General features: G+C 68.6%; 17 protein-coding genes. 6 read left to right on the top strand and 11 right to left on the bottom strand.

What is annotated here, in order from left to right; genetic code table 11:
* Positions 1 to 41 precede the first annotated feature (41 nt).
* From AC1D1A_RS03395 to AC1D1A_RS03375, 5 genes are all read right to left on the bottom strand, one after another.
* On the bottom strand, positions 42 to 1,481 hold the full coding sequence (locus AC1D1A_RS03395; protein WP_476947141.1) for a sulfate adenylyltransferase subunit 1: 1,440 nt from the start codon (positions 1,479 to 1,481) through the stop codon (positions 42 to 44).
* Positions 1,481 to 2,548, bottom strand: a complete 1,068-nt coding sequence (gene cysD, locus AC1D1A_RS03390) for a sulfate adenylyltransferase subunit CysD (protein WP_476872940.1) — start codon at positions 2,546 to 2,548, stop codon at positions 1,481 to 1,483. The genes AC1D1A_RS03395 and cysD overlap by 1 nt, the downstream gene beginning before the upstream one ends.
* Positions 2,545 to 3,330: a phosphoadenylyl-sulfate reductase gene (locus AC1D1A_RS03385; RefSeq protein ID WP_476947261.1), complete on the bottom strand. Its 786-nt coding sequence runs from the start codon at positions 3,328 to 3,330 to the stop codon at positions 2,545 to 2,547. Before AC1D1A_RS03385 ends, cysD begins: the two co-directional genes overlap by 4 nt.
* 104 nt (positions 3,331 to 3,434) lie before the next feature.
* A complete protein-coding gene (locus AC1D1A_RS03380) occupies positions 3,435 to 5,180 on the bottom strand; it encodes a nitrite/sulfite reductase (RefSeq protein WP_028276668.1) in 1,746 nt (581 codons plus the stop codon).
* A gap of 131 nt (positions 5,181 to 5,311) precedes the next feature.
* Positions 5,312 to 6,058 carry a sirohydrochlorin chelatase gene (locus AC1D1A_RS03375; RefSeq protein ID WP_476947140.1) on the bottom strand — a complete coding sequence of 249 codons (747 nt, stop codon included), beginning with the start codon at positions 6,056 to 6,058 and terminating at the stop codon, positions 5,312 to 5,314.
* Between the two features lie 61 nt (positions 6,059 to 6,119).
* Between AC1D1A_RS03375 and AC1D1A_RS03370 the strand changes: the two genes are divergently transcribed.
* The gene (locus AC1D1A_RS03370; protein ID WP_476859335.1) at positions 6,120 to 6,785 is read left to right on the top strand and encodes a trimeric intracellular cation channel family protein; all 666 of its coding nucleotides are present in this window, start codon (positions 6,120 to 6,122) and stop codon (positions 6,783 to 6,785) included.
* Positions 6,786 to 6,805: 20 nt separating this feature from the next.
* Positions 6,806 to 7,234, top strand: coding sequence for a hypothetical protein (locus tag AC1D1A_RS03365; protein WP_223913705.1), 429 nt, complete (start codon positions 6,806 to 6,808; stop codon positions 7,232 to 7,234).
* A 173-nt stretch (positions 7,235 to 7,407) separates the two neighbouring features.
* Here the strand turns inward: AC1D1A_RS03365 and AC1D1A_RS03360 are convergent, their stop codons facing one another.
* The 4 genes from AC1D1A_RS03360 to AC1D1A_RS03345 form a co-directional block, all read right to left on the bottom strand.
* Positions 7,408 to 8,229 carry an endonuclease domain-containing protein gene (locus AC1D1A_RS03360; RefSeq protein WP_476947139.1) on the bottom strand — a complete coding sequence of 274 codons (822 nt, stop codon included), beginning with the start codon at positions 8,227 to 8,229 and terminating at the stop codon, positions 7,408 to 7,410.
* Positions 8,230 to 8,737: 508 nt separating this feature from the next.
* Positions 8,738 to 9,838, bottom strand: a complete 1,101-nt coding sequence (locus AC1D1A_RS03355) for a polyprenyl synthetase family protein (RefSeq protein ID WP_230007829.1) — start codon at positions 9,836 to 9,838, stop codon at positions 8,738 to 8,740.
* Between the two features lie 9 nt (positions 9,839 to 9,847).
* Complete coding sequence (locus AC1D1A_RS03350; protein WP_476947138.1) at positions 9,848 to 11,227, bottom strand: geranylgeranyl reductase family protein; 1,380 nt, start codon at positions 11,225 to 11,227, stop codon at positions 9,848 to 9,850.
* Between the two features lie 12 nt (positions 11,228 to 11,239).
* Entirely contained in the window at positions 11,240 to 12,031 is a 792-nt protein-coding gene (locus AC1D1A_RS03345; RefSeq protein WP_476947137.1) for a demethylmenaquinone methyltransferase, read from the bottom strand.
* 153 nt (positions 12,032 to 12,184) lie between these two features.
* On the opposite strand from AC1D1A_RS03345, the gene AC1D1A_RS03340 reads away from it, so the two are divergent.
* The 4 genes from AC1D1A_RS03340 to AC1D1A_RS03325 all read left to right on the top strand — a co-directional run bounded on the left by AC1D1A_RS03340 (position 12,185) and on the right by AC1D1A_RS03325 (position 16,593).
* Positions 12,185 to 13,591: an isochorismate synthase gene (locus tag AC1D1A_RS03340; protein WP_476947136.1), complete on the top strand. Its 1,407-nt coding sequence runs from the start codon at positions 12,185 to 12,187 to the stop codon at positions 13,589 to 13,591.
* Positions 13,592 to 13,859: 268 nt separating this feature from the next.
* Positions 13,860 to 14,813, top strand: coding sequence for an ABC transporter substrate-binding protein (locus AC1D1A_RS03335; RefSeq protein WP_476870399.1), 954 nt, complete (start codon positions 13,860 to 13,862; stop codon positions 14,811 to 14,813).
* 35 nt (positions 14,814 to 14,848) lie between these two features.
* A complete protein-coding gene (locus AC1D1A_RS03330; RefSeq protein WP_476851222.1) occupies positions 14,849 to 15,820 on the top strand; it encodes an amino acid ABC transporter permease in 972 nt (323 codons plus the stop codon).
* Positions 15,817 to 16,593 (top strand): amino acid ABC transporter ATP-binding protein, encoded by a 777-nt coding sequence (locus AC1D1A_RS03325; RefSeq protein WP_028276658.1) that lies wholly within the window; start codon positions 15,817 to 15,819, stop codon positions 16,591 to 16,593. Before AC1D1A_RS03330 ends, AC1D1A_RS03325 begins: the two co-directional genes overlap by 4 nt.
* A gap of 81 nt (positions 16,594 to 16,674) precedes the next feature.
* Here AC1D1A_RS03325 and menD read toward each other — a convergent pair whose 3' ends face one another.
* Together menD and argS are read right to left on the bottom strand one after the other, a co-directional pair.
* Entirely contained in the window at positions 16,675 to 18,408 is a 1,734-nt protein-coding gene (menD, locus tag AC1D1A_RS03320; protein WP_476947135.1) for a 2-succinyl-5-enolpyruvyl-6-hydroxy-3-cyclohexene-1-carboxylic-acid synthase, read from the bottom strand.
* Positions 18,405 to 20,240 (bottom strand): arginine--tRNA ligase, encoded by a 1,836-nt coding sequence (argS, locus tag AC1D1A_RS03315; protein WP_476859329.1) that lies wholly within the window; start codon positions 20,238 to 20,240, stop codon positions 18,405 to 18,407. Before argS ends, menD begins: the two co-directional genes overlap by 4 nt.
* Positions 20,241 to 20,325 lie beyond the last annotated feature (85 nt).

Here is a 20,325-nt window from a genome sequence, read left to right as displayed (position 1 = left end):
CGACCGACCGGGGAACAAGCTGCGCCCATGTGACACGTGGCCTAGATCGAGTAGCGCTCGTCCTCGTGGTCGCCGGGGTGGTCGTTGACCAGGCCTGCGGCGAGGGTGTTGCCGTCGAGCGGGTCGATCACGAGGAACGCCCCGGTGCGGCGGTGGTGCAGGTAGTTCTCCAGCGGCAGCGGCGCGGCGAGCCGGAGCTGCGCGTGCCCGATGTCGTTGAGCTCCAGGGTGGTGGTCGGCTCCAGGCCGAAGCTGGCGAGGTCGAGCCTGCCTGTCACGTTCCGCACCAGGGCCTGGACTGTGCGGGTGCCGTGCTTGACCAGGACCTTGGAGCCCTCCCGGAGCGGCTTGGGCGAGAGCCAGCACAGGGCGGCGTAGAGGTCTGCCGATGCCTCGCGCACCGTCCCGGCCGCCGCGATCGTGTCACCGCGGGCGACGTCGAACTCATCGGCCAGGCGCAGGGCCACGGACTGCGGTGCAGCCGCCTCGGCGAGCTCGCGGCCCGCGAAGTCGATCCCGGTGATGGTGGTGGTGCGCGGGGCCTGGCCCGGGGTCAGGATGCTGACCTGGTCCCCCAGTTTCACGGAGCCTTCGGTGATCTGGCCGGCGTAGGCACGGTAGTCGCGGTAGGCCTCAGGATCGAGGCCGCCGGCGATGGCGTCCGGAGCCAGCGCGCCCTGCGGCCGGATCACAAGCTGGACCGGGAAACGGAAGCTTTCGAGGTGGCTTTCGAGTTCGTCGGCGGCCGGCAGCGTCTCCAGGACCTCCAGGAGCGCCGGGCCGTCGTACCACGGGGTCCGCTCCGAGCGGTCCACCACGTTGTCGCCGTCGAGGGCGGAGACGGGGACGACGAAGAGATCGGAGACCCCGTCTGCATTTGAATCGTCACGGCCGAGACCGAGTTCGCGCCCGACCTGCTGGACTTCCGCCTCGATCCCGCGGAACACTTCCTCGCTGAAATCCACAAGGTCGATCTTGTTCACGGCGACGATCACGTGTGCCACGCGCAGCAGCTGCAGCACGGACAGGTGCCTGCGGGTCTGCTCGAGGACACCCTTGCGGGCGTCGATGAGCACGACGACGGCGTCCGCGGTGGACGCACCGGTCACCGTGTTCTTGGTGTACTGCACGTGCCCGGGGCAGTCCGCGAGAATGAAGCTGCGCCGGTCCGTGGCGAAGTAGCGGTAGGCGACATCGATCGTGATGCCCTGCTCGCGCTCCGCGCGCAGGCCGTCGGTCAGCAGGGCGAGATCGATCGCTTTTGTGCCGGTGGCCCCTTCACCGCCGAACCCGCGGTCCGCCGAGGTGCGGGCGACGGCGTCGAGCTGGTCGGCGAGGATCGCCTTCGAGTCGTGCAGGAGCCGGCCCACCAGTGTGGACTTGCCGTCGTCGACGGAGCCTGCGGTGGCGAAGCGGAACAGCGTGGTGGGCAGCGCCGCGGCAACGAGGTCCGGGCCCGGGAGAAACGTTTCCGTGCTCATTAGAAATAGCCGTCCTTCTTGCGGTCTTCCATGGCGGCCTCGGAGATGCGGTCGTCGGCCCGGGTGGCGCCACGTTCGGTGATGGTCGAGGCGGCAACCTCAATGACGACGTCGCGCACCGTGGCGGCGGCCGATTCCACGGCGCCGGTGCAGGACATGTCGCCGACGGTCCGGTAGCGGACGGTCTTGGTGATGACTTCCTCGTGATCGCGCGGCTGGGAGACCTCGCCGACGGCGCGCCACATGCCGTCGCGGGCGAAGACTTCGCGGCGGTGGGCGTAGTACAGGCCCGGCAGCTCGATGTTCTCGCGCTCGATGTAGCGCCACACGTCCAGTTCGGTCCAGTTGCTGATGGGGAACGCGCGGACGTGCTGGCCCACCGTGTGCCGGCCGTTGTAGAGGTTCCACAGTTCGGGGCGCTGGTTGCGGGGGTCCCACTGGCCGAACTCGTCGCGCAGGCTCAGGATCCGCTCCTTGGCCCGGGCCTTGTCCTCGTCGCGGCGGCCGCCGCCGAAGACGGCGTCGAACTTGTTGCGCTGGATCGCATCCAGCAGCGGGACGGTCTGCAGCGGGTTCCGGGTCCCGTCCGCACGCTCGGCCAGCTCACCGGAGTCGATGAACTCCTGGACGGAGCCAACGACGAGCTTCAGGCCCAGCCGTTCCACAGTGCGGTCGCGGAAGTCGATGACCTCGGGAAAGTTGTGGCCGGTGTCCACGTGCAGCACCGGGAAGGGCACCTTGCCGGGCCAGAAGGCCTTCGTGGCCAGGTGCAGCATCACCACGGAATCCTTGCCGCCGGAGAAGAGCAGCGCAGGCTTCTCGAACTCGGCGACGACCTCGCGGATGATGTGGATGGCCTCGGACTCGAGGGTGTCGAGGCTCGAGAGGCGTGAACCTGCGACGCCGATTGCCGCCCCCGCCCCTGCGCCGCGCGGCTGATCTTCGATCAGCCCAGCGCGCGGCTCCGACAGGCCCGATGCCACTCCCTGGGCGGCAATCGGCGTCTCAGCTGCGTCGTTGTCCAGCACCGACAGCTCCAGGTCCTCGTTGGTGATTTGAGTTCTCATACGTGTAGTCCGCATTCTGTCTTGTCGGTTCCTGCCCAGCGTCCGGCGCGGGGGTCGTCGCCGGGCGCCACCTTGCGGGTGCAGGGCTGGCAGCCAATGGACGGGTAGCCCTGTGAAAGCAGCGGGTTGACGGGAAGAAGGTTGTCGTCGGAGTACTGCACCAGCTGGTCGAAAGTCCAGGCCGCCACCGGGTTGACCTTGACCAGGCCGTTGGCCTCGTCCCAGGTGACCAGCGGCGTGTTGGTGCGGGTGGGCGCCTCGTCGCGGCGGACTCCGGTGAACCAGAGCTCGTAGCCGGCCAGGGTGCGGCGCAGCGGAGCCACTTTGCGCAGGGCGCAGCACTGCGCGGGGTCGCGGGCGAAGAGGTCCTTGCCCAGGAGCCGGTCCTGCTGCTCCACGGTGTTCTCCGGCAGCACGTCCACGACGTTGACGCGCAGGTTGGCCGCGACCTCGTCGCGCGTCGCGTGCGTCTCCGGGAAGTGGTAGCCGGTCTCCAGGAACAGGACGTCGACGCCGGGGAGCTGGTCCGCGACCAGCGCCGGGAGGACTGCATCCGCCATGGAGCAGGCGACGGCGACAGTCGGCAGCTCGAAATTGCGGGCCACCCAGGCAATGACGTCGCGGGCCGGGGCGTCCCAGCCGAGCTCGGCGGCGCCGGCCTCGGCGAGGGCCTTGAGCTCGTCGTGGGAGCGGAGTGCGACGGGGCCGTTGGCAGGCGGTGCCGCCCCCGCCCCTTCGCCGCGCTGCTGATCTTCGATCAGCTCAGCGCGCGGCTCCGACAGCGGCAGTGGCCTTCCCGAAGCTCGCAAGCTCGCATCGGGTCCCTCGGCCAGTGCCTTCGATGCCACTCCCTGGGCGGCACCGCCTGTCAGCGGCTGAATGTTCGTCACTGGAGATCACCCTCCTCCGCGGCGAAGGCCCACTCGGCGAAGCTCTGGCCCTCGGAGCGGTCGGCGACGAACTTGCGGACCACGCGTTCCACGTAGTCGGGCAGTTCCCCGGCAGTGACCTTGAGGCCGCGGACGGTGCGGCCCAGGCCTGCCTCCTCGCGGCTGTCGGACGCCAGCCCGCCGCCGAGGTGGACCTGGAAGCCCGGGGTGGGGTCGCCGTCGGGCGTTGGCAGCATCATGCCTTTGAGGCCGATGTCCGCCGTCTGGATCCGGGCGCAGGAGTTGGGGCAGCCGTTGATGTGCAGGGACAGCGCCTGGGGCAGCTGCTTGCTCTCGGCGAGGTCGGCGAGCCGGCGCTCCAGCTCGGCAACCGCCGTCGCCGCGGTCACCTTCGTTTCCACGATGGCGAGCTTGCAGAACTCGATGCCGGTGCAGGCGATGGTGCCGCGCCGGAACACGGACGGGCGGGCGGACAGGCCCAGCGCGTCGAGCTCGGCCACGAGCGGGTCCACCTCATCCTTGGGCACGTCGAGGACCACGAGTTTCTGGTGCGGGGTGGTGCGCAGGCGCTGCGAGCCGCGGGCCTCCAGGGTGTCCGCGAGCTTGACCAGCTGGCTGCCGGAGAGGCGGCCGGCCAGCGGGGTGGCGCCGATGAAGAACTTGCCGTCCTTTTGTTCGTGCACGCCAATGTGGTCGCCGGGCGTGGAGGGCTTCGGGGCGGCCGGGCCGTCGGCGAGCTTGTAGCCGAGGTATTCGTCTTCGAGGACCTGGCGGAATTTCACCGGCCCCCAGTCGGCCAGCAGGAACTTCAGCCGGGCCTTGGTGCGCATGCGCCGGTAGCCGTAATCGCGGAAGATGCTGGTGACGCCGAGCCACACGTCGGCGGCCTGGTCCGGCCGGACGAAAGCGCCGAGGCGCTTGCCCAGCATGGGGTTGGTGGAGAGCGCGCCGCCCACCCAGAGGTCGTAGCCGATGCCGAGTTCGGGGTGGACCAGGCCCACCAGGGCGACGTCGTTGATCTCGTGCACCACGTCCTGGCTGGGGTGGCCGGTGATGGCGGTCTTGAATTTGCGCGGCAGGTTGGCCAGTTCCGGGTCGCCGATGAACCGCTCGGCGAGTTCCTGGATCAGCGGCGTGGGGTCGATGATCTCGTCCTTGGCGATGCCCGCCACCGGCGAGCCGAGGATGACGCGGGGCACGTCGCCGCAGGCTTCCGTGGTGGACAGTCCCACGCCTTCGAGCCGGCGCCAGATTTCGGGCATGTCTTCGACCCGGATCCAGTGCAGCTGGATGTTCTGGCGGTCCGTGAGGTCGGCCGAGTCGCGGGCGAAGTCCACGGAGATCTGGCCGATGACGCGCAGCTGCCCCGTGGTGAGCGCACCGCCGTCGATCCTGACGCGGAGCATGAAGTATTTGTCTTCGAGCTCGTGCGGCTCAAGCGTGGCGGTCTTGCCGCCGTCGATCCCGGGTTTGCGCTGGGTGTAGAGCCCCCACCAGCGGAAGCGGCCGTGCAGGTCGGTGCCGTCGATCGAGTCGAAGCCGTGCTTGGAGTAGACGGACTCAATACGCTCGCGGACGTTGAGGCCGTTGTCTTCCTGTTTCCAGGTCTCGTTGGCGTTCAGCGGCGTGGTGCCGTCCACTTTCCACTGGCCGTGCGGCTTTGCGGCCGGGCGGGGAGGGCGCTTGGTGCGGCCGGCGGCAGCCTCGTCCGTGGACGCTCCGGCTAGAGCTGTATCAGTCATGCATCGACTGTAGGGGCGGCCGTAATCCCGTCACAAAGGGTCAGAAACGGGGAGTCACCTAGGGCAACATTTCGTCACGAACCGCCGAAAACCCTTGAAGTCGCCCTGCAGCTGTGCATCTGCGCGGACCGTCAGGGCCGGGGCTGCCGGGCCCCGGCCAGCGCCGCGTCGTAACGTTCCAGGGCAATTTCGGCGAGGACCGGAGAGGGCAGCAGCGGCGCCGTCACCAGGTCCGCGCCGGCCTTGGCCAGCTGGTCATGGAAGAAGCCGGGCGCCAGGAGATACGAGGCGATGACGACGCGGCCGCCAAGGTCCACCGCTCCGGCCGACTCCCCCGCGCCGGCACCGCCGGCGGCCTCCTCGCGGAGCATGGCGACGGCGTCGGGAACCGAGGGTTTGGCGGAGGCGCCGTAGGCGGCCACGATCCGGTTGGAACGCAGGGCACGGAGCTGGTCCGTGAGTTCCTCGACATTCTGTGCGGCGCTGGGATCGGAGGACCCGGCGGCGGCGAGGACCACGGCGTCGTTGTCCGTTACCCCGGCCTCGCGCAGCCGCGCATCGAGCAGCGCCGCGAGCCGCGGATCCGGCCCCAGCGGCGCCGCGGCCAGGGTGTCCGGCCGGCTCTTCACGGCGCGGGCGATGTCCACCCTAACGTGGTATCCGACGCTGAGCAGCAGCGGAACCACGACGGCGGTTACCCCCGCCGGGAGGCCCGCCACGACGGCCGGCAGGTCCGGGTCCTGCACGTCGACGTAGGCCTCGCGGACGTCCAGCCCGGGACGGAGCCCCGCGATGCCGTCCCGGAGCGCGTTGACCTCCGCGGCCCCGTGTGGGCTCGACGTGCCGTGGGCGCAGGCGATCAGGATGGGGGTATTCATAGCCGTTAGCGTAACCTTGGAGCCGCCCTATCCGCCCCCCTGCAATCGACCGGGACGCTTCATGACCTTCTCCTTCAGCCTTGTCCTGGTCTGGCTTGACCTCGCCGGCGTGTTCTTCTTTGCGGTCTCCGGCTCATTGCTCGCGGCGCGGAAGCAGTTCGACATCATCGGCTCGCTGCTCCTGGCCTCGGTGGTGAGCCTGGGCGGCGGCGTCATCCGCGACATCATCATCAACGCGGGCCCGCCCGCCGCCTTCACCAACCCGGCGTACCTGGCACCGCCCCTGTTTGCCACGGTGCTGGTGTATTTCCTGTTCTCCAGCGTCCAGCGCTTCACGTCGCTGCTGATCCTGTTCGACGCCGGCGGGCTGGCCCTGTTCTGCATCACCGGCACACTGAAGGCGCTGGCCGCCGGCATGAATCCTGTGGCCGCCGTCCTGCTGGGTGTCACGACGGCGGTGGGTGGCGGCCTGCTGCGGGATATCACCGCCAACGAGGTCCCGCAGCTCTTCGACCCCAAGGATCTGTACGCACTGCCGGCGTTCGCCGGGTCGGCGTCGACCGTGCTCCTGTCCCTCACGGGGACCTTCACCGCGGTGAGCGCCTGCGCCGTCGCCGGGCTTGTCTTCGCCTTCCGGGTCACGGCCTGGCGGCGCCACTGGTACGTTCCGCTGGCGGTGCGCGGCTGGCACCGGCTGGGCCTGGACACCGCGGAAAACGACCGCTGAGGATTAGCTAGGATAAGACCATGACTGACATGTTCCTCGAGAAATTCCGCGCGCTTGTCCCGAAGTATCTCGAAGACGAATGGCAGGAAGAAGATGGCCTCCCGGCCGACGAACTCGACGCCGCCCTGGCCGAACACCAGTTCCAGGTCCCGATGGTCCTGCGCGAGTTCTACCTGGCAGTCGGCGGCTGCGAGGACATCATGGAGGCCTACCACTACTTCTGGGACCCCGAAGAGCTCGAAGTCGATGACGAGGGCTTCCTCATGTTCCTCGAGGACGAGGAAGAGCAGTTCACCTGGGGCTTCCGCGTCGGGGACCTCAGCATCCCGGATCCCATCGTGTACCGCCGCAACAACGCCCGCGGCCAGTGGAAGAGCGAGGAAGGGACCTTCTCCGAATTCGTCTTCGACATGTTCGAGTGGGCCTTCAACGACGAGGACGAAGACTAGGCTCCACGGCCCTCTCCTCCCATCTCCCGCCGACTCTCCCCTCTCTCCTGCGGCCGCCGATTCTCCCCTCTCTCCTGCGGCCGCCGACTCTCCCCTTGTTTGGCGTCCCCCACCGGCGTGTCCGGCGGAACCGCCGGCATTCTGTGGCAACGGGATTCCATACGTGGGGAAATTCAGCGGATGACCCTGCCGCGCAGCACCTGCCACACCTCATCGATCACCTTCTGCGGGTTGTAAACGACGTCGTGATATCCGTACCGGAGGACGGCGTAGCCGGTCAGGATGCTGGCGTTGTTCCGGCCTCGGTCCTTCTTGACCTGCGCGCGCTCAAGATGGGTGCTCCCGTCGATCTCCACGATCAGGAATCCTTCAAGCAGGAAGTCCACGACGCCGATCCCCCGCAGGTGCACCTGCGTCTGGGTGTAGATTCCCTGGCTCCGGAAGAGCAGCCTGGCAACGACCTCGATCGCCGAATCCGCCGTGCCGTCAACCAGCTCCAGGACTGCACGGGCGGCCCCGTTCCGGTTTCCCGGCAGCCGCTGGCGCAGATAGTCCAGCGAGGTGCGGCCCTGCAGCAGGGCACTTTCCACCATGACCGCCGCATCCACCGGGGGCAGGCAGCGCAGCGCGTGGAGCAGAGCGTCGGTGAGTCCGGCCACGGGGCGCGGGTATTCCGTCGGGACCAGGCTGCCGCGGTGGATGACCATTCCGGGCGCTGCGCCGTGCGCGCACAGCAGGTGCAGCCGTGCGGGCTCGTGGAGGCGCCATATGCCGTGGAACGGCGCGGCGGAGGCGCAGGTGAGCATGCCGGTCGCGAGCACGGCGGCCACGAAGTCCGCCCGCGCCCCGGGCAGCGCCACCACCCCATGGCGGAGGCGGCGAATTTCCCCGGCAGCCACGGCAGCGCGGATCCTGTTCGACGTAAAACCTGCCTGCAGCAGCGTGGCCGTGCGGGCAACCGAGCCCGCGTATTCCAGATAAACCTTAGCGTCCATGGGGCAAGCACACACGCGGCATGACAGCCCCGGGGGCCACAACATCGGTTATGTGGACAACTCCGCACCATCCGCGCCGCTGGTATTCCCCGCTTTTGACCATGTCCGACGGCGTGTCCCGCCCGCGGCCGGCGTGTCCCGAAGCTGTCCGGCCAAAGGTGGGGAAACTCAGCGCGACAACGTCCGGCAATGAATCGAAATCTTATGACAAGAAATTTACAGATAGGTCTGGACGCTATGACATAACTGTCATAGAGTTGTTTCTGGGTTCACCAAATGCCTCCGGTGGATCTGATGCGAACGGAGAAATGGCCCCGGTTCGGCACAACGGAAGACTCGGACGTTGTGAGGAACCGGGGCCATTCCGTTTAAGCCGGAAGCCAGGCTAATCGTGAGGCTGCACCCAGCCGGAGGAACCGGCCGGGGAGCGACTCCGGCCCGGCTGGACCGCCGGGCCCGGCCTAGCTGGTGTGGCCGGAGGCGGGCCCAGCGGCCGGAGGCCGGGGACCTAGCTGCTGCGGTCCACTACGGCGTGGGCGAAGCTGGTCAGCGAGGCCTTTACGACGCCTTCGGGCAGCGGGGCAAGGGCGGCAATGGCCTCATCGGCCCAGGTGCGTGCCACCACCCAGGACTGTGCAGTGACGGGGTGCTCCCGGAGTCCGGCCACGGCGGCGGCCAGGGCCTCATCCGAGCTGAGGTCACCGTCTATCAGCGTCAGCAGTTCGACGGCGGCCTGGTCGCCGTCGCGGGCCGCGTTGCGCAGCAGCAGCACGGGCAGGGTGGGCACGCCTTCGCGCAGGTCGGTTCCCGGCGACTTGCCGGACTTGACCTTGATCCCGGTGACGTCGATGACGTCGTCGGCGAGCTGGAAGGCAACGCCCACCTTCTCGCCGTACTCGACCAGGATCGGCTCGTAGGCTTCGTCGGCGCCGGAGAAGATCGCGCCCAGCTGCCCGGAGGCGGCAACGAGCGAGCCGGTTTTGTCCGCGATGACGGAGAGGTAGTGCGCCAAGGGGTCCTCGTCCGGGCGCGGTCCCACGGTCTCGTGCAGCTGGCCCAGGCAGAGCCGTTCAAAGGTGCGGGCCTGGATGCCAAGCGCCCGGGACCCGAGTTCTGAGACCAGGATGGAGGCGCGCGCAAAGATGAGGTCGCCGGTCAGGACCGCGACGGAGTTGCCCCAGACCTCGTGGGCCGTCGGCGCCCCCCGGCGGAACGGCGCGGAGTCCATGACGTCGTCGTGGTAGAGGGTGGCGAGGTGCGTCAGTTCGACGACGACGGCGGCCTGCACCACTGCGGGCAGGGAGGCGTCGCCAAGGTGGGCGCACAGCAGGGTCAGCAGCGGGCGGATCCGCTTGCCGCCGGCTTCCACGAGGTGGCGCGACGTTGCGTCAGCCAGGGGATCGGAGTTGGCAATGGCTTCGCGCAGCTTCTTCTCGACGCGCGCCAGGTTGGTGGTGAGCGCCGGGCCCAGCTCGGCGTCGCCCGCGATGGCCGAGAAGCCTGCCGGCAGTTGGAGGCCGGTGGCGATCGCGGTGGTGTTGAGGCTGGGTTCAGCGCTCGGCAGGCCGTGTCCGGCGTGCGTCCAGCTTTGGTCTGCAGAGTTGGTCACGGGTTAACCCTAACTTTTTGTTGCGGAAACCGCGGAGTTGGCGCCGGAGTGCGGAACGCTGTCCGTGGTGGACGCGGCCTTGTTGGACGTTGCCTGATTGGACGTGGCGGGAACCAGGGATTCCAGGACCCGGATGACCCGGTCCTCGAAGCCCTTGGCGGCGGGATCGGTAAGGTTGGCCAGCATCCGCACCACGAAACGCATGAGCACGGGGACAGGCATACCGGTCCGGAGGGCCAGTTTCATGACGGCCGGCTTGCCGATCAGGGCGGCGAACGCCCGTCCCAGTGTGAAGTGTGAGCCCCACTGCTGGCGCACGTAGTCGGCGTACCGGGCAAGGTGCGCGTCGGCGGCTCTGGAAGCCTCCGTCCCGGTCCCCCAGCCGGCGGACGCCGACCGGGCAGCCGCGTCGGCGATGAATTCGGCCGCGAAGCGGGCGGACTCCATGGCGTAGGAGATGCCCTCGCCGTTGAACGGGGAGACCATGCCTCCGGCGTCGCCGAGGAGCAGCAGGCCCGGAGAATAGTGCGGGGTGCGGTTGAAGCCCATGGGCAGCGCGGCACCACGGATTTCGCCCACCTGGTTGTCCGGGGTGAAGCCCCAGTCGGCGGGCATGCCGGCGGTCCATTCGCGCAGCACCTGCTTGTAGTCCAGCTTGCCGAAGTCCTTCGAGGAGTTCAGGATGCCCAGGCCCACGTTGGAGGTGCCGTCGCCGACGCCGAACACCCAGCCGTAGCCGGGCAGGAGTTTGCCGTCGCGGCCGGGAAGCTCGAGCCAGCCTTCCATCCAGTCGTCGTCGTGCCGCGGCGAGGTGAAGTAGGTCCGCACGGCCACGCCGAGCGGCCGGTCGTCGCGCTTGCCGATGCCCAGTGAGACGGCGGTGCGCGTCGAGTTCCCGTCGGCGGCGAGGACGACGTCGGCGCTGAAGTCGCGCGTCTCGCCGGTCTTGCGCCCGGAGTTGTCCAGCAGCGCTGCGCGCACGCCGGTGACCCGGCCATCCTCGGAGCGCAGCGCCTCGGTGACGCTGTGGCGTTCCAGCACGACGGCGCCCGCGGACTGGGCATGCCGGGCGAGCTGTTCGTCGAAGCCGAGCCGGGTCCAGATCAGCCCGTACTGCGGGAAGTCGGCAACCTCCGGCCAGGGCAGTTCGATCGTGCGGCCGCCGGCGATCAGGCGCAGGCCCTTGTTCCGCCGCCAGCCGTCGGCTTCGGGGTGGGCGAGGCCCAGCTTCTGGATCTCGCGGACCGCGCGCGGGGTGAGTCCGTCGCCGCAGACTTTCTCGCGGGGAAAGCTGGTTTTCTCCAGCACCGTGACGTCAATGCCGGCTTTGGCAAGGTAGTAGGCGGCGGTGGATCCGGCCGGGCCCGCCCCGACGATCAGTACATTCACAGCAGGGATCGGCTATCGGCCGGGCCGGGTGATGTTGCGGCGCAGCTTGGCCACGGGTCCGGTGTGGGCGGCCAGCGCAGCAGCGCCTGCGGCAGGGCCGTTCGAGGGGTCTGCCGGTTTCTGGGCCCGGTGCACGGCCACGATGCCGCCGCTGAGGTTGCGGTAGGTGACGGATTCCCAGCCGGCCTCCTGCAGCCAGGCCGCAAGGTGGTCCTGGTCCGGCCAGGCGCGGATGGACTCGGCGAGGTAGACGTAGGCGTCGGGGTTGGAGGAGGCCTTGACGGCGATGGCCGGCAGGGCCCGCATGAGGTATTCGGTGTACATGGTGCGCCACAGCGGCACCACTGGCTGGGAGAACTCCGCGATGACCAGCCGGCCGCCGGGCTTGGTGACCCGCAGCATCTCGGCCAGGGCCTTCTTCGGCTCGTTGACGTTGCGCAGGCCAAAGGAGATCGTGCTGGCGTCGAAGGTGTTGTCCGCGAACGGCAGGCGGGTGGCATCCCCGGCGATGAAGTCGATGTCAGGGCGGCGGCGCTTGCCGACCTTGAGCATGCCGAGGGAGAAATCGCAGGCGATGACGTTGATGCCCGCATCGGCGTACGGCTCGCTGGAGGTGCCGGTGCCGGCGGCGAGGTCCAGGACGTGCTGGCCGGCCGATACGCCCATCGCCTCCACCACCACCTTGCGCCAACGCCGCGTCTGCCCCAAGGACAGGACATCGTTGACGACGTCGTATTTGGGGGCGACGTCGTCAAACATCGTGGCTACTTCGTCCGGACGCTTATCCAAGGATGCTCGGTTCACCCTGACATTGTCTCAAATGATCGGCGCTCCCACGAACGGGCCGCCAATTGACGCGGCTTTCACCTGCGGCAACGGCCGCGGCGGCCCCGCACAGGCCCGGCCGGCCCGTGTATATCCACCCAATGGGCGATCACGGGCTAGTGTTATGCCATCATGACGAGCACGTTCCGCACCTTGACAGTCCCCCTCGATGCCGAAACTTTCCCCGGGGGCCTGCCGTCGTTTCTGGTCCGGGACGATGTCCTCTGCTGGACCCGCCGCGAGGCCGGTCTCGTGGGCTTCGGCGAGATAGCCCGTTTCACCGCCACCGGACCCGAGCGGTTCCTGGAAGCGGACATCTGGTGGCGCCACCAGGTCCTGGAGGCAGACATCCAGGACAGTGTGGGCTGCCCCGGCACCGGACCGGTCGCCTTCGGCTCCTTCGCCTTCTCCAAGGCCTCCGCCCATGAGTCCCGGCTGCTGGTCCCGGAAATCGTCGTCGGGCTCCGTGACGGCCAGGCCTGGCTGACCCAGCTCACGTTCGACGACGGCGACCTCACCGAAGCCGGTGCCCGCGCCGCCCTGGACCGCTGGCTTCACAGCACCAGCGCCAATCCCGGCTCAAATCCCCGAGCCAGCGCCAATCCCGGGACCAGCGTGACCGTGGTGGATGACCCGGTGCCGGCACCCGCGCAGACCGGTGGCGCCGTCGTACGTCCTTTGCCATTGGCCGCAGGGGCAACGTTGCACACCGGCTCGCTCAGCGAGGAAGACTGGATGGCCGCCGTTGCCGCCGGCGTCGCGGAGATCCGGACCGGCGCCCTGGAAAAGCTGGTGCTGGCGCGGGACGTCGTGGCCACCGTCCCCACCGGCGTCAAGGCCGCCGAGGTGCTGCGCGAACTGTCCGCCCGGTACCGCGAATGCTGGACGTACGGGGTGGACGGGCTGGTGGGGGCCACTCCGGAAATGCTGATCCAGGTGGAGGGCCGCACCGCGCAGGCGCGCGTCCTGGCCGGCACCCTGGACCGCCGCGACGCCGATGGCATGGCGGGCTCGCCGCTGGAATTCGCCGAACGGGTGCTGGCCGGCTCCGAGAAGCAGCGGCACGAACACGACATCGCAATCCAGTCCCTGACCACGCAGCTGGCCCCGTTTTCCGAGGCCATGAACGCGCACAGCGAGCCCTTCATCCTCGAACTGCCCAATGTGTGGCATCTGGCCTCGGACGTCAAGGCTGAGCTGGCTGAGGTGGAAGGCCACGTCCCCACGTGCCTGGCCCTGATCAACGCGCTGCATCCGACCGCCGCCGTCTGCGGTACCCCCACCACCGTGGCCGGGGCGCTCATCCGCAAGCTCGAGCACCTGGACCGCGGCCCGTACGCCGGGCCGGTCGGCTGGCTCGACGCGGCCGGCAACGGCGAGTGGGGCATCGCCCTGCGTGGCGCCGTCATCGAATCCCCGCACACGGTCCGGCTCTATGCGGGCTGCGGCGTGGTGGACGGCTCGGTTCCCGAGACTGAGCTCGCCGAGACGTGGGCGAAGTTCCGGCCGATGCTGGAGTCGCTCGGCATCAGCAGCTAGTGTGCGGGGCTCGCGAGGCCCAAGATGCGGGTGGGGCCCGTGACGCCGGCCGGGCCGGCGAATCGGCCGTCGGACTTGCACCGCAGGAACTGGCGAAACGGACAGGAATCCGGGATCACAGACAGATCGGGCATTAAAGATATTGCATTCCGGTCTGGTTTAGTTATCCAATAGTGAAACTTAGTTTTCTGTGACGTACATCTCTTGTTCGGCGATACACTATAAATCGGCCTCGTTACGCATCCCTCCGGCAACAAAAGGTAAGAAAATGCAGATCTCCCCTTCGCTCCTGAGCAACCCCGCAATGAAGGTCGCCACGGTGCTCGCCGTCGGCGCATTGGCCTTGACGGCCTGCACGAACGCTTCCGAGACCGGCCCCTCCGGCGCGGCTTCCGCTTCGGGCAGCGCCGCGGCCAGCTTTGACCCCAGCACGGTCCAGAAGGACGACACCCTGGCGGCCATGTTGCCCGAGTCGATCAAGTCAAAGGGCACCCTGACCGTGGGCTCGGATACCTCCTACGCCCCCGCGGAATTCCTCGGCACCGACGGCCAGACCCCCGTGGGCTACGACGTCGACATCGCCAAGGCGATCGGCGCGGCGCTGGGCCTGAAGGTCCAGGTCCAGACGGCCGAATTCACCGGCATCCTTCCGGCTCTCGGCCCGAAGTACGACCTCGGGGTCTCTTCCTTCACGATCAACCCGGAGCGGCTTGCCGCGGTGAACATGGTCAGCTACTACCAGGCAGGTACCGGCTGGGCCGTTCAGAAGGGCAACCCCAAGAAGATCTCCCTCGATGACCTCTGCGGCAAGTCCATCGGCGTGCAGACCGGCACCATCCAGGAAGATCCGGACCTCTCGGACCGCAACAAGAAGTGCACCGCCGAGGGCAAGCAGCCCATTAACATCGTGACCCTCAAGACCCAGACGGACATCACCACCCGACTGGTCAACGGCAGCATCGATGCCATGGCCGCCGACTCCCCCATCATCGGCTACGCACTGACCCAGACCAACGGCCAGCTCGAGAAGCTCGGCGAAGTCTACGATTCTGCTCCCCAGGGCATCGCCGTCGCCAAGTCGGACACGGCCCTGGCGGACGTCGTCCAGAAGACCATGACCAAACTGATGGAAGACGGTTCCTACAAGAAGATCCTTGAGGGCTGGGGCGTCACCGACGGTGCCATCACCAAGTCCGAGGTCAACCCGGCGGTCGCGTCTTGAGCCTCCCCACAACCGGATCCGCAGCAGGGGCAGAGATGGACAGCCATCAGGACCCTCACGCCGCACCGGTACTGAACAATGCAGTACCGGTACGGCACCCCGGCCGCTGGATCAGCGCCATCATCATCGTCGGCTTCCTGCTTGCCTTCCTGCAGAGCCTGTTCACGAACCCCAACTTCCGCTGGGACGTCGTCGGCACCTACATCCTGGACACCAAGGTGGTCCAGGGCGTCGTCTGGACCCTGTTCCTGACATTTGCGTCCATGGTCCTGGCCATCGTCCTGGCCATCCTCCTGGCGTTCATGCGGCAGTCCGACAACCCGGTGTTCCGCTGGTCCAGCTGGACCTGGGTCTGGTTCTTCCGCGGCACCCCGATCTACACCCAGCTGCTGTTCTGGGGGCTCGCCACGGTTCTCTATCCGACGATCGTCCTCGGAATCCCGTTTGGTCCTGCAACCTTCACCTGGGTGACCTCGGACCCCACGCACGGCCTGATCCCGGCAATCCTGGGCCTGGGCCTGAATGAGTCCGCGTATCTCGCAGAGATTTTCCGGGCCGGCCTGAAGTCCGTGGACCAGGGCCAAAGTGAGGCCGCCGAGGCCCTGGGCATGACGAAGGGCAAGATCATGCGGCGGATCATCCTGCCGCAGGCCATGCGCGTCATCGTGCCGCCCACTGGCAACGAGACCATCGGCATGCTGAAGACCACGTCGCTGGTCCTGGCGGTGCCGTTCACACTGGACCTGACCTTCGCGACGAACGCCCTGGCCAACCGGATTTACCTTCCCATTCCGCTCCTGATTGTCGCCGCCTTCTGGTACCTCGTCATCACCAGCATCCTGATGGTGGGCCAGCACTTCATTGAGGCGCACTACGGCAAGGGCGTGGACAACCGGGTTCCGGCAGCGATCAACCCCGCCGCCGCCAAGGCGTCCGCAGCCGTGGCCCCCAGCGCCGGGGCCGAGCCGGACCTCAAGATGGACTTCCCCGAGGAGGAGGCGAAATGACGATCACCACAGAGCAGCCCCTGGTCAAGATCGAGGGCCTTCACAAGTACTACGGCACACACCACGTGCTGCGCGGCATCGACCTGACCGTCAACCAGGGCGAGGTGTCGGTTGTGATCGGCCCGTCCGGTTCGGGCAAGTCCACCATGCTGCGCTGCGTGAACCTGCTGGAGACCATCAGTGCCGGGCGCATTTCGGTGGGCGGCGACCTGATCGGCTACCGCGAGGTCAAGGGCAGGCTCCATGACCTGAAGACCAAGGAAATCGCCGCCCAGCGCCGCGAGATCGGCATGGTCTTCCAGCGCTTCAACCTGTTCCCGCACAAAACGGCGCTGCAGAACATCATGGAAGCCCCGGTCCAGGTCAAGGGGCAGTCAAAGGCCGTCGCCCGCAAACGCGCCCTGGAGCTGTTGGACCGGGTGGGGCTCGGCGATCGCGCCGGACACTACCCGTCCCAGCTCTCCGGCGGCCAGCAGCAGCGCGTCGCGATTGCCCGGGCCCTGGCCATGGACCCCGAGCTCATGCTGTTCGATGAGCCCACGTCCGCGCTCGACCCGGAGCTCGTGGGCGATGTCCTGAACGTGATGAAGGACCTCGCCAAGTCGGGCATGACCATGATCGTGGTGACCCACGAGATCGGCTTTGCCCGGGAGGTCGGCGACCGCCTGACCTTCATGGACGGCGGCATCGTCGTGGAGTCGGGCGACCCGCGGGAGGTCCTGGCCAATCCCCAGCACCCCCGCACCAAGGAGTTCCTCAGCCGCGTGCTGTAGTTCCGGATTTCCGCACCGATTTCGGGCAGCCGCTACGTGGATCCACGTAGCGGCTGTCCTTTTTCGTAGCGGAAACGGGCGCTACGTCTGCGGGAGGCCCTCCACGGCCGTGGCCACCGCGGCCCGGACGGCGCGGTGCAGTTCCCCGAGCCGGTGCCGGTCCGTGCGCACCTCGATGATGCTGCGGCCCTCCGGCGGGCCGGACAGCGCCTCGGCGAGTTCCGCCGTCGTGCCGACCAGGCGGTGCGGGACGCCGTATGCCGCGGCCAGCGCGGCGAGGTCCACCCGCTGCGGGGTGGCGAAGAGGCGTTCGACGGCGTCGCCGTAGCGCCCCGCCGCGGCGACTGTGCCGTGCTCCAGGAGCCCGAAGATGGCACCGCCGGCGTCATTGAGCACCACGATCCGCAGCTGCGGTTCGGCCTCCCCGGCGCCGAGCAGGAGTCCCCCGGCGTCGTGCAGGAACGTCACATCCCCCATGAGCACGGTGGTTTCCTGGCCGCCGCCAAGCGCGATCCCGGTGGCGGTGGACGTGGTGCCGTCGATCCCGGCCAGGCCCCGGTTGGCGAACATTGTGGCCTGGGGTTCCGCGGGCGGCGCCCCAGCGAGGTCGACGTCGCGGATCCCGTTCGAGGAGCCCAGGACCAGCTGCCCGCGGGCATGTTTCCAGACTTCGGCGCCCACCGACGGACCGGTCGCGGCCGGGGATGCGGCCAGGATCAGGTCCACGGCATGCTGCGCGGCGGCTCCTGCCAGCAGCCAGGCATCGAGCCAGGCGGCAGATCCGCGGCCGGCGAAGTCCGCCAGGTCCGCCAGGGTTTCCAGCGGCAGTTCGGTGCGGCGGCCGGGTTCGTACCAGGCCACCGGAACCGGCTGGTACAGGGCCGACGGGACATCCGCCCGCTCCAGCAGCGCGCTCACCGGCCGGGAAAGCGTCGGCCGGCCGAAGAGGACCACGCGTTCGATCGGCTGTGCCGCGTCCGCGCCGAAGTGCTCGATCAGCAGCCGGTAGGGGCCCACCGCGTTGGGGCCGAAGCGGGCGTTGGAAGACGGCTCGGCCAGCAGCGGCAGGCCGTGCGCGCGGGCGAAAGCCTCGGCGACCGGGCCGGCGTCGTGCCCGGCCAGCACCACGGTGCGCCGCTCCGGCAGCGCCGTCGACGCGGCCGGAAAGTCCAGGGCCAGGGGGTTCCGGGCGGCCCGGTAGATGCCGTGACCGGCGGCCGCGGGCAGTCCGTCGCCCACGGCCGGGACCAGCGGGTCGCGGAAGGCGAGGTTCAGCTGCACCGGCCCGGGCGGGGCGTCCTCGAAAGCTCCGGTGGCGGCACTGAGGGCCGTTTCGACGGCGCGCTGCGGATCGCTGCCCGCGGGCACGTCGACGGCGAAGCGGACGTGGTCGCCAAAGAGGTCCAGCTGCACGGTGGTCTGGTTGGCGCCGGTCCCCCGCAGCTCCTCAGGCCGGTCGGCGGAGATGACCACGAGCGGCACCGCGGCGTGGTTGGCCTCCATGACGGCCGGGAGGAGGTTGCCGACGGCGGTCCCGGACGTGGTCAGGACGGCGGCGGGCGCGCCGGCGGACAGGGCCAGGCCCAGGGCGGTGAAGCCGGCGGACCTTTCGTCGATCCGGACCAGCAGCTCCACCCGTCCGGCGGCTTCGGCCTCGGCCAGGGCGTAGGCCATGGGCGCCGAGCGCGATCCCGGGGACACCACCACCTGGCGCACACCGGCGGCGAGCAACGTGTCGACGGCGATGCGCGCAGCCTCCACCGCGGTCAGGCCGCCAGGAGCGGATGAGCCGGCAGCGGAATCCGCCGGACTCACATGTTCTCCGGCGTTTCGATGCCCAGCAGTTCCAAGCCGCCGGAGAGGCGGCGCAGAGCCAGCGCGCACAGGGCCAGCCGCGAGTCCCGGACGGATTCCTCGGCCTTGAGCACAGGGCACTGGTCGTAGAACGTGGTGAAGAGCTGTGCGAGCTCAAAGAGGTAGCCGCAGAGCCGGTGCGGCTCCAGCGCGTCCCGCACCTTGTTCAGCGTTGCGTCGAACTCCAGCAGGTGCAGGGCCAGCGCGCGTTCTGCGGGTTCGACGACGGCGATCGCCGTGGCGGGGCCGCCGGATGCTTCGGCTGCCGGAGTGCCGGCCGCCGGAGTTCCCGCGGCGCCGGCTGACGGCGAGCCGCCGTCGCCGGTGATTTCTTCCAGTACCCCGGCTTTGCGCAGGATGGAGCGGATCCGCGCCGCAGCGTACTGCACGTAGGGTCCGGTGTTGCCGCTGAGGGCGAGCATGCGGTCGAAGTCGAAGACATACTCGGTGTCGTGGCCGGTGGAGAGGTCGGCGTACTTGACGGCGCCGATGCCCACCTGGCGGGCGGTCACGGCGCGCTCCGCCTCGCTGAGCTCGGGCCGGCTCGCGTCGATGACGGCGCGGGCACGGTCCACGGCCTCTTCGAGCAGGGCCATGAGCTTCACCGGGGCGCCGGAACGGGATTTGAGGATCTTTCCGTCCTCGCCAAGCACGTTGCCGATCTGCACGTGCACGGCCTCGACCGTCTCCGGAAGCCAGCCGGCGTCCCGGGCACTGGCCATGACCATGCGCAGGTGGACGTTCTGCGGGGCGCCCACGACGTAGAGGATCCGGTTGGCCGCCAGGTCGCGGACCCGGTAGCGGATGGTGGCGAGGTCCGTGGTGCCGTAGCCGTAGCCGCCGTCGGACTTGCGGATAATCAGCGGCAGCGGCTGCCCGTCGCGGCCGGTAAATCCTGCGGGGAAGGTGCACAGGGCGCCGTCGCTGATCCGGGCCAGGCCGCGTTCCTCGAGTTCCTGGCACAGCTGTGCCAGATGCGCGTCGTAGGAGCTTTCGCCGGCGATGTGGTCATCGGTAAGGCTGATGCCGAGGGTGGAGTAGATGGCGTTGAAGTAGCGCTTGGACTGGGCGACCAGCCGCTGCCAGACGGCGAAGGTCTCCTGGTCGCCGCCCTGCAGGGCAACGACGCGGAGCCGGGCCCGGGTGGCGAAGCCGTCCTCGTCGGTGGCGGAGGCATCGAACTTGGCCCGGGCGGCCTGGTAGAACGCGCTGGGGTCCTCCACCAGCAGCGCCGCCTCCGGGGAGTCCTCGCCGATCTCCAGCCAGTGTTCGATCAGCATCCCGAACGGGGTGCCCCAGTCACCGATATGGTTCTGCCGGATCACGGTGTCGCCGAGGGCTTCGAGCACCTTGACGAGGCTGTCCCCCACCACGGTGGTGCGCAGGTGGCCGACGTGCATTTCCTTGGCGACGTTCGGGGAGGAATAGTCGACGACGACGCGCTGCGGTGTCGCGGCGGGCGTGACGGCCGTGGCCGGGGACGCGGCCTGGACCGACTCCGCATTGAGCAGCTCCTCGATCCAGGTGCCGTCAAAGCTCAGGTTGATGAAGCCGGGCCCCGAGATTTCCACACTGGTGCAGATGCCGTCCAGGTTCAGGGCGTCCACGATCCTGGCGGCGGCGTCCCGCGGCGGCAGGCCGGCCTTTTTGGCCAGGGCCATGGCGGCGTTGATCTGGATGTCGGCGAACTGGGAGGGCCTGACCACCGGATCCGTCTGCCGGAACTCTTCGCCAAACGCGGTGGCAATTGCAGCCTGGACTCTGGGGACAACCAATTCGGCCGGATTATTCACAGTCCCAAATTATCAGTTCGGCAAAAACCCGACGCTCCCTCACGTCCCGCCGCCAAAAACCCGACGCTCCCTCACGTCCCGCCGC

Source organism: Arthrobacter sp. P1_B9, assembly GCF_056406495.1.
The sequence above is the reverse complement of the archived record's forward strand: the minus strand, read 5'-3'. Positions and strand labels throughout refer to the sequence as shown.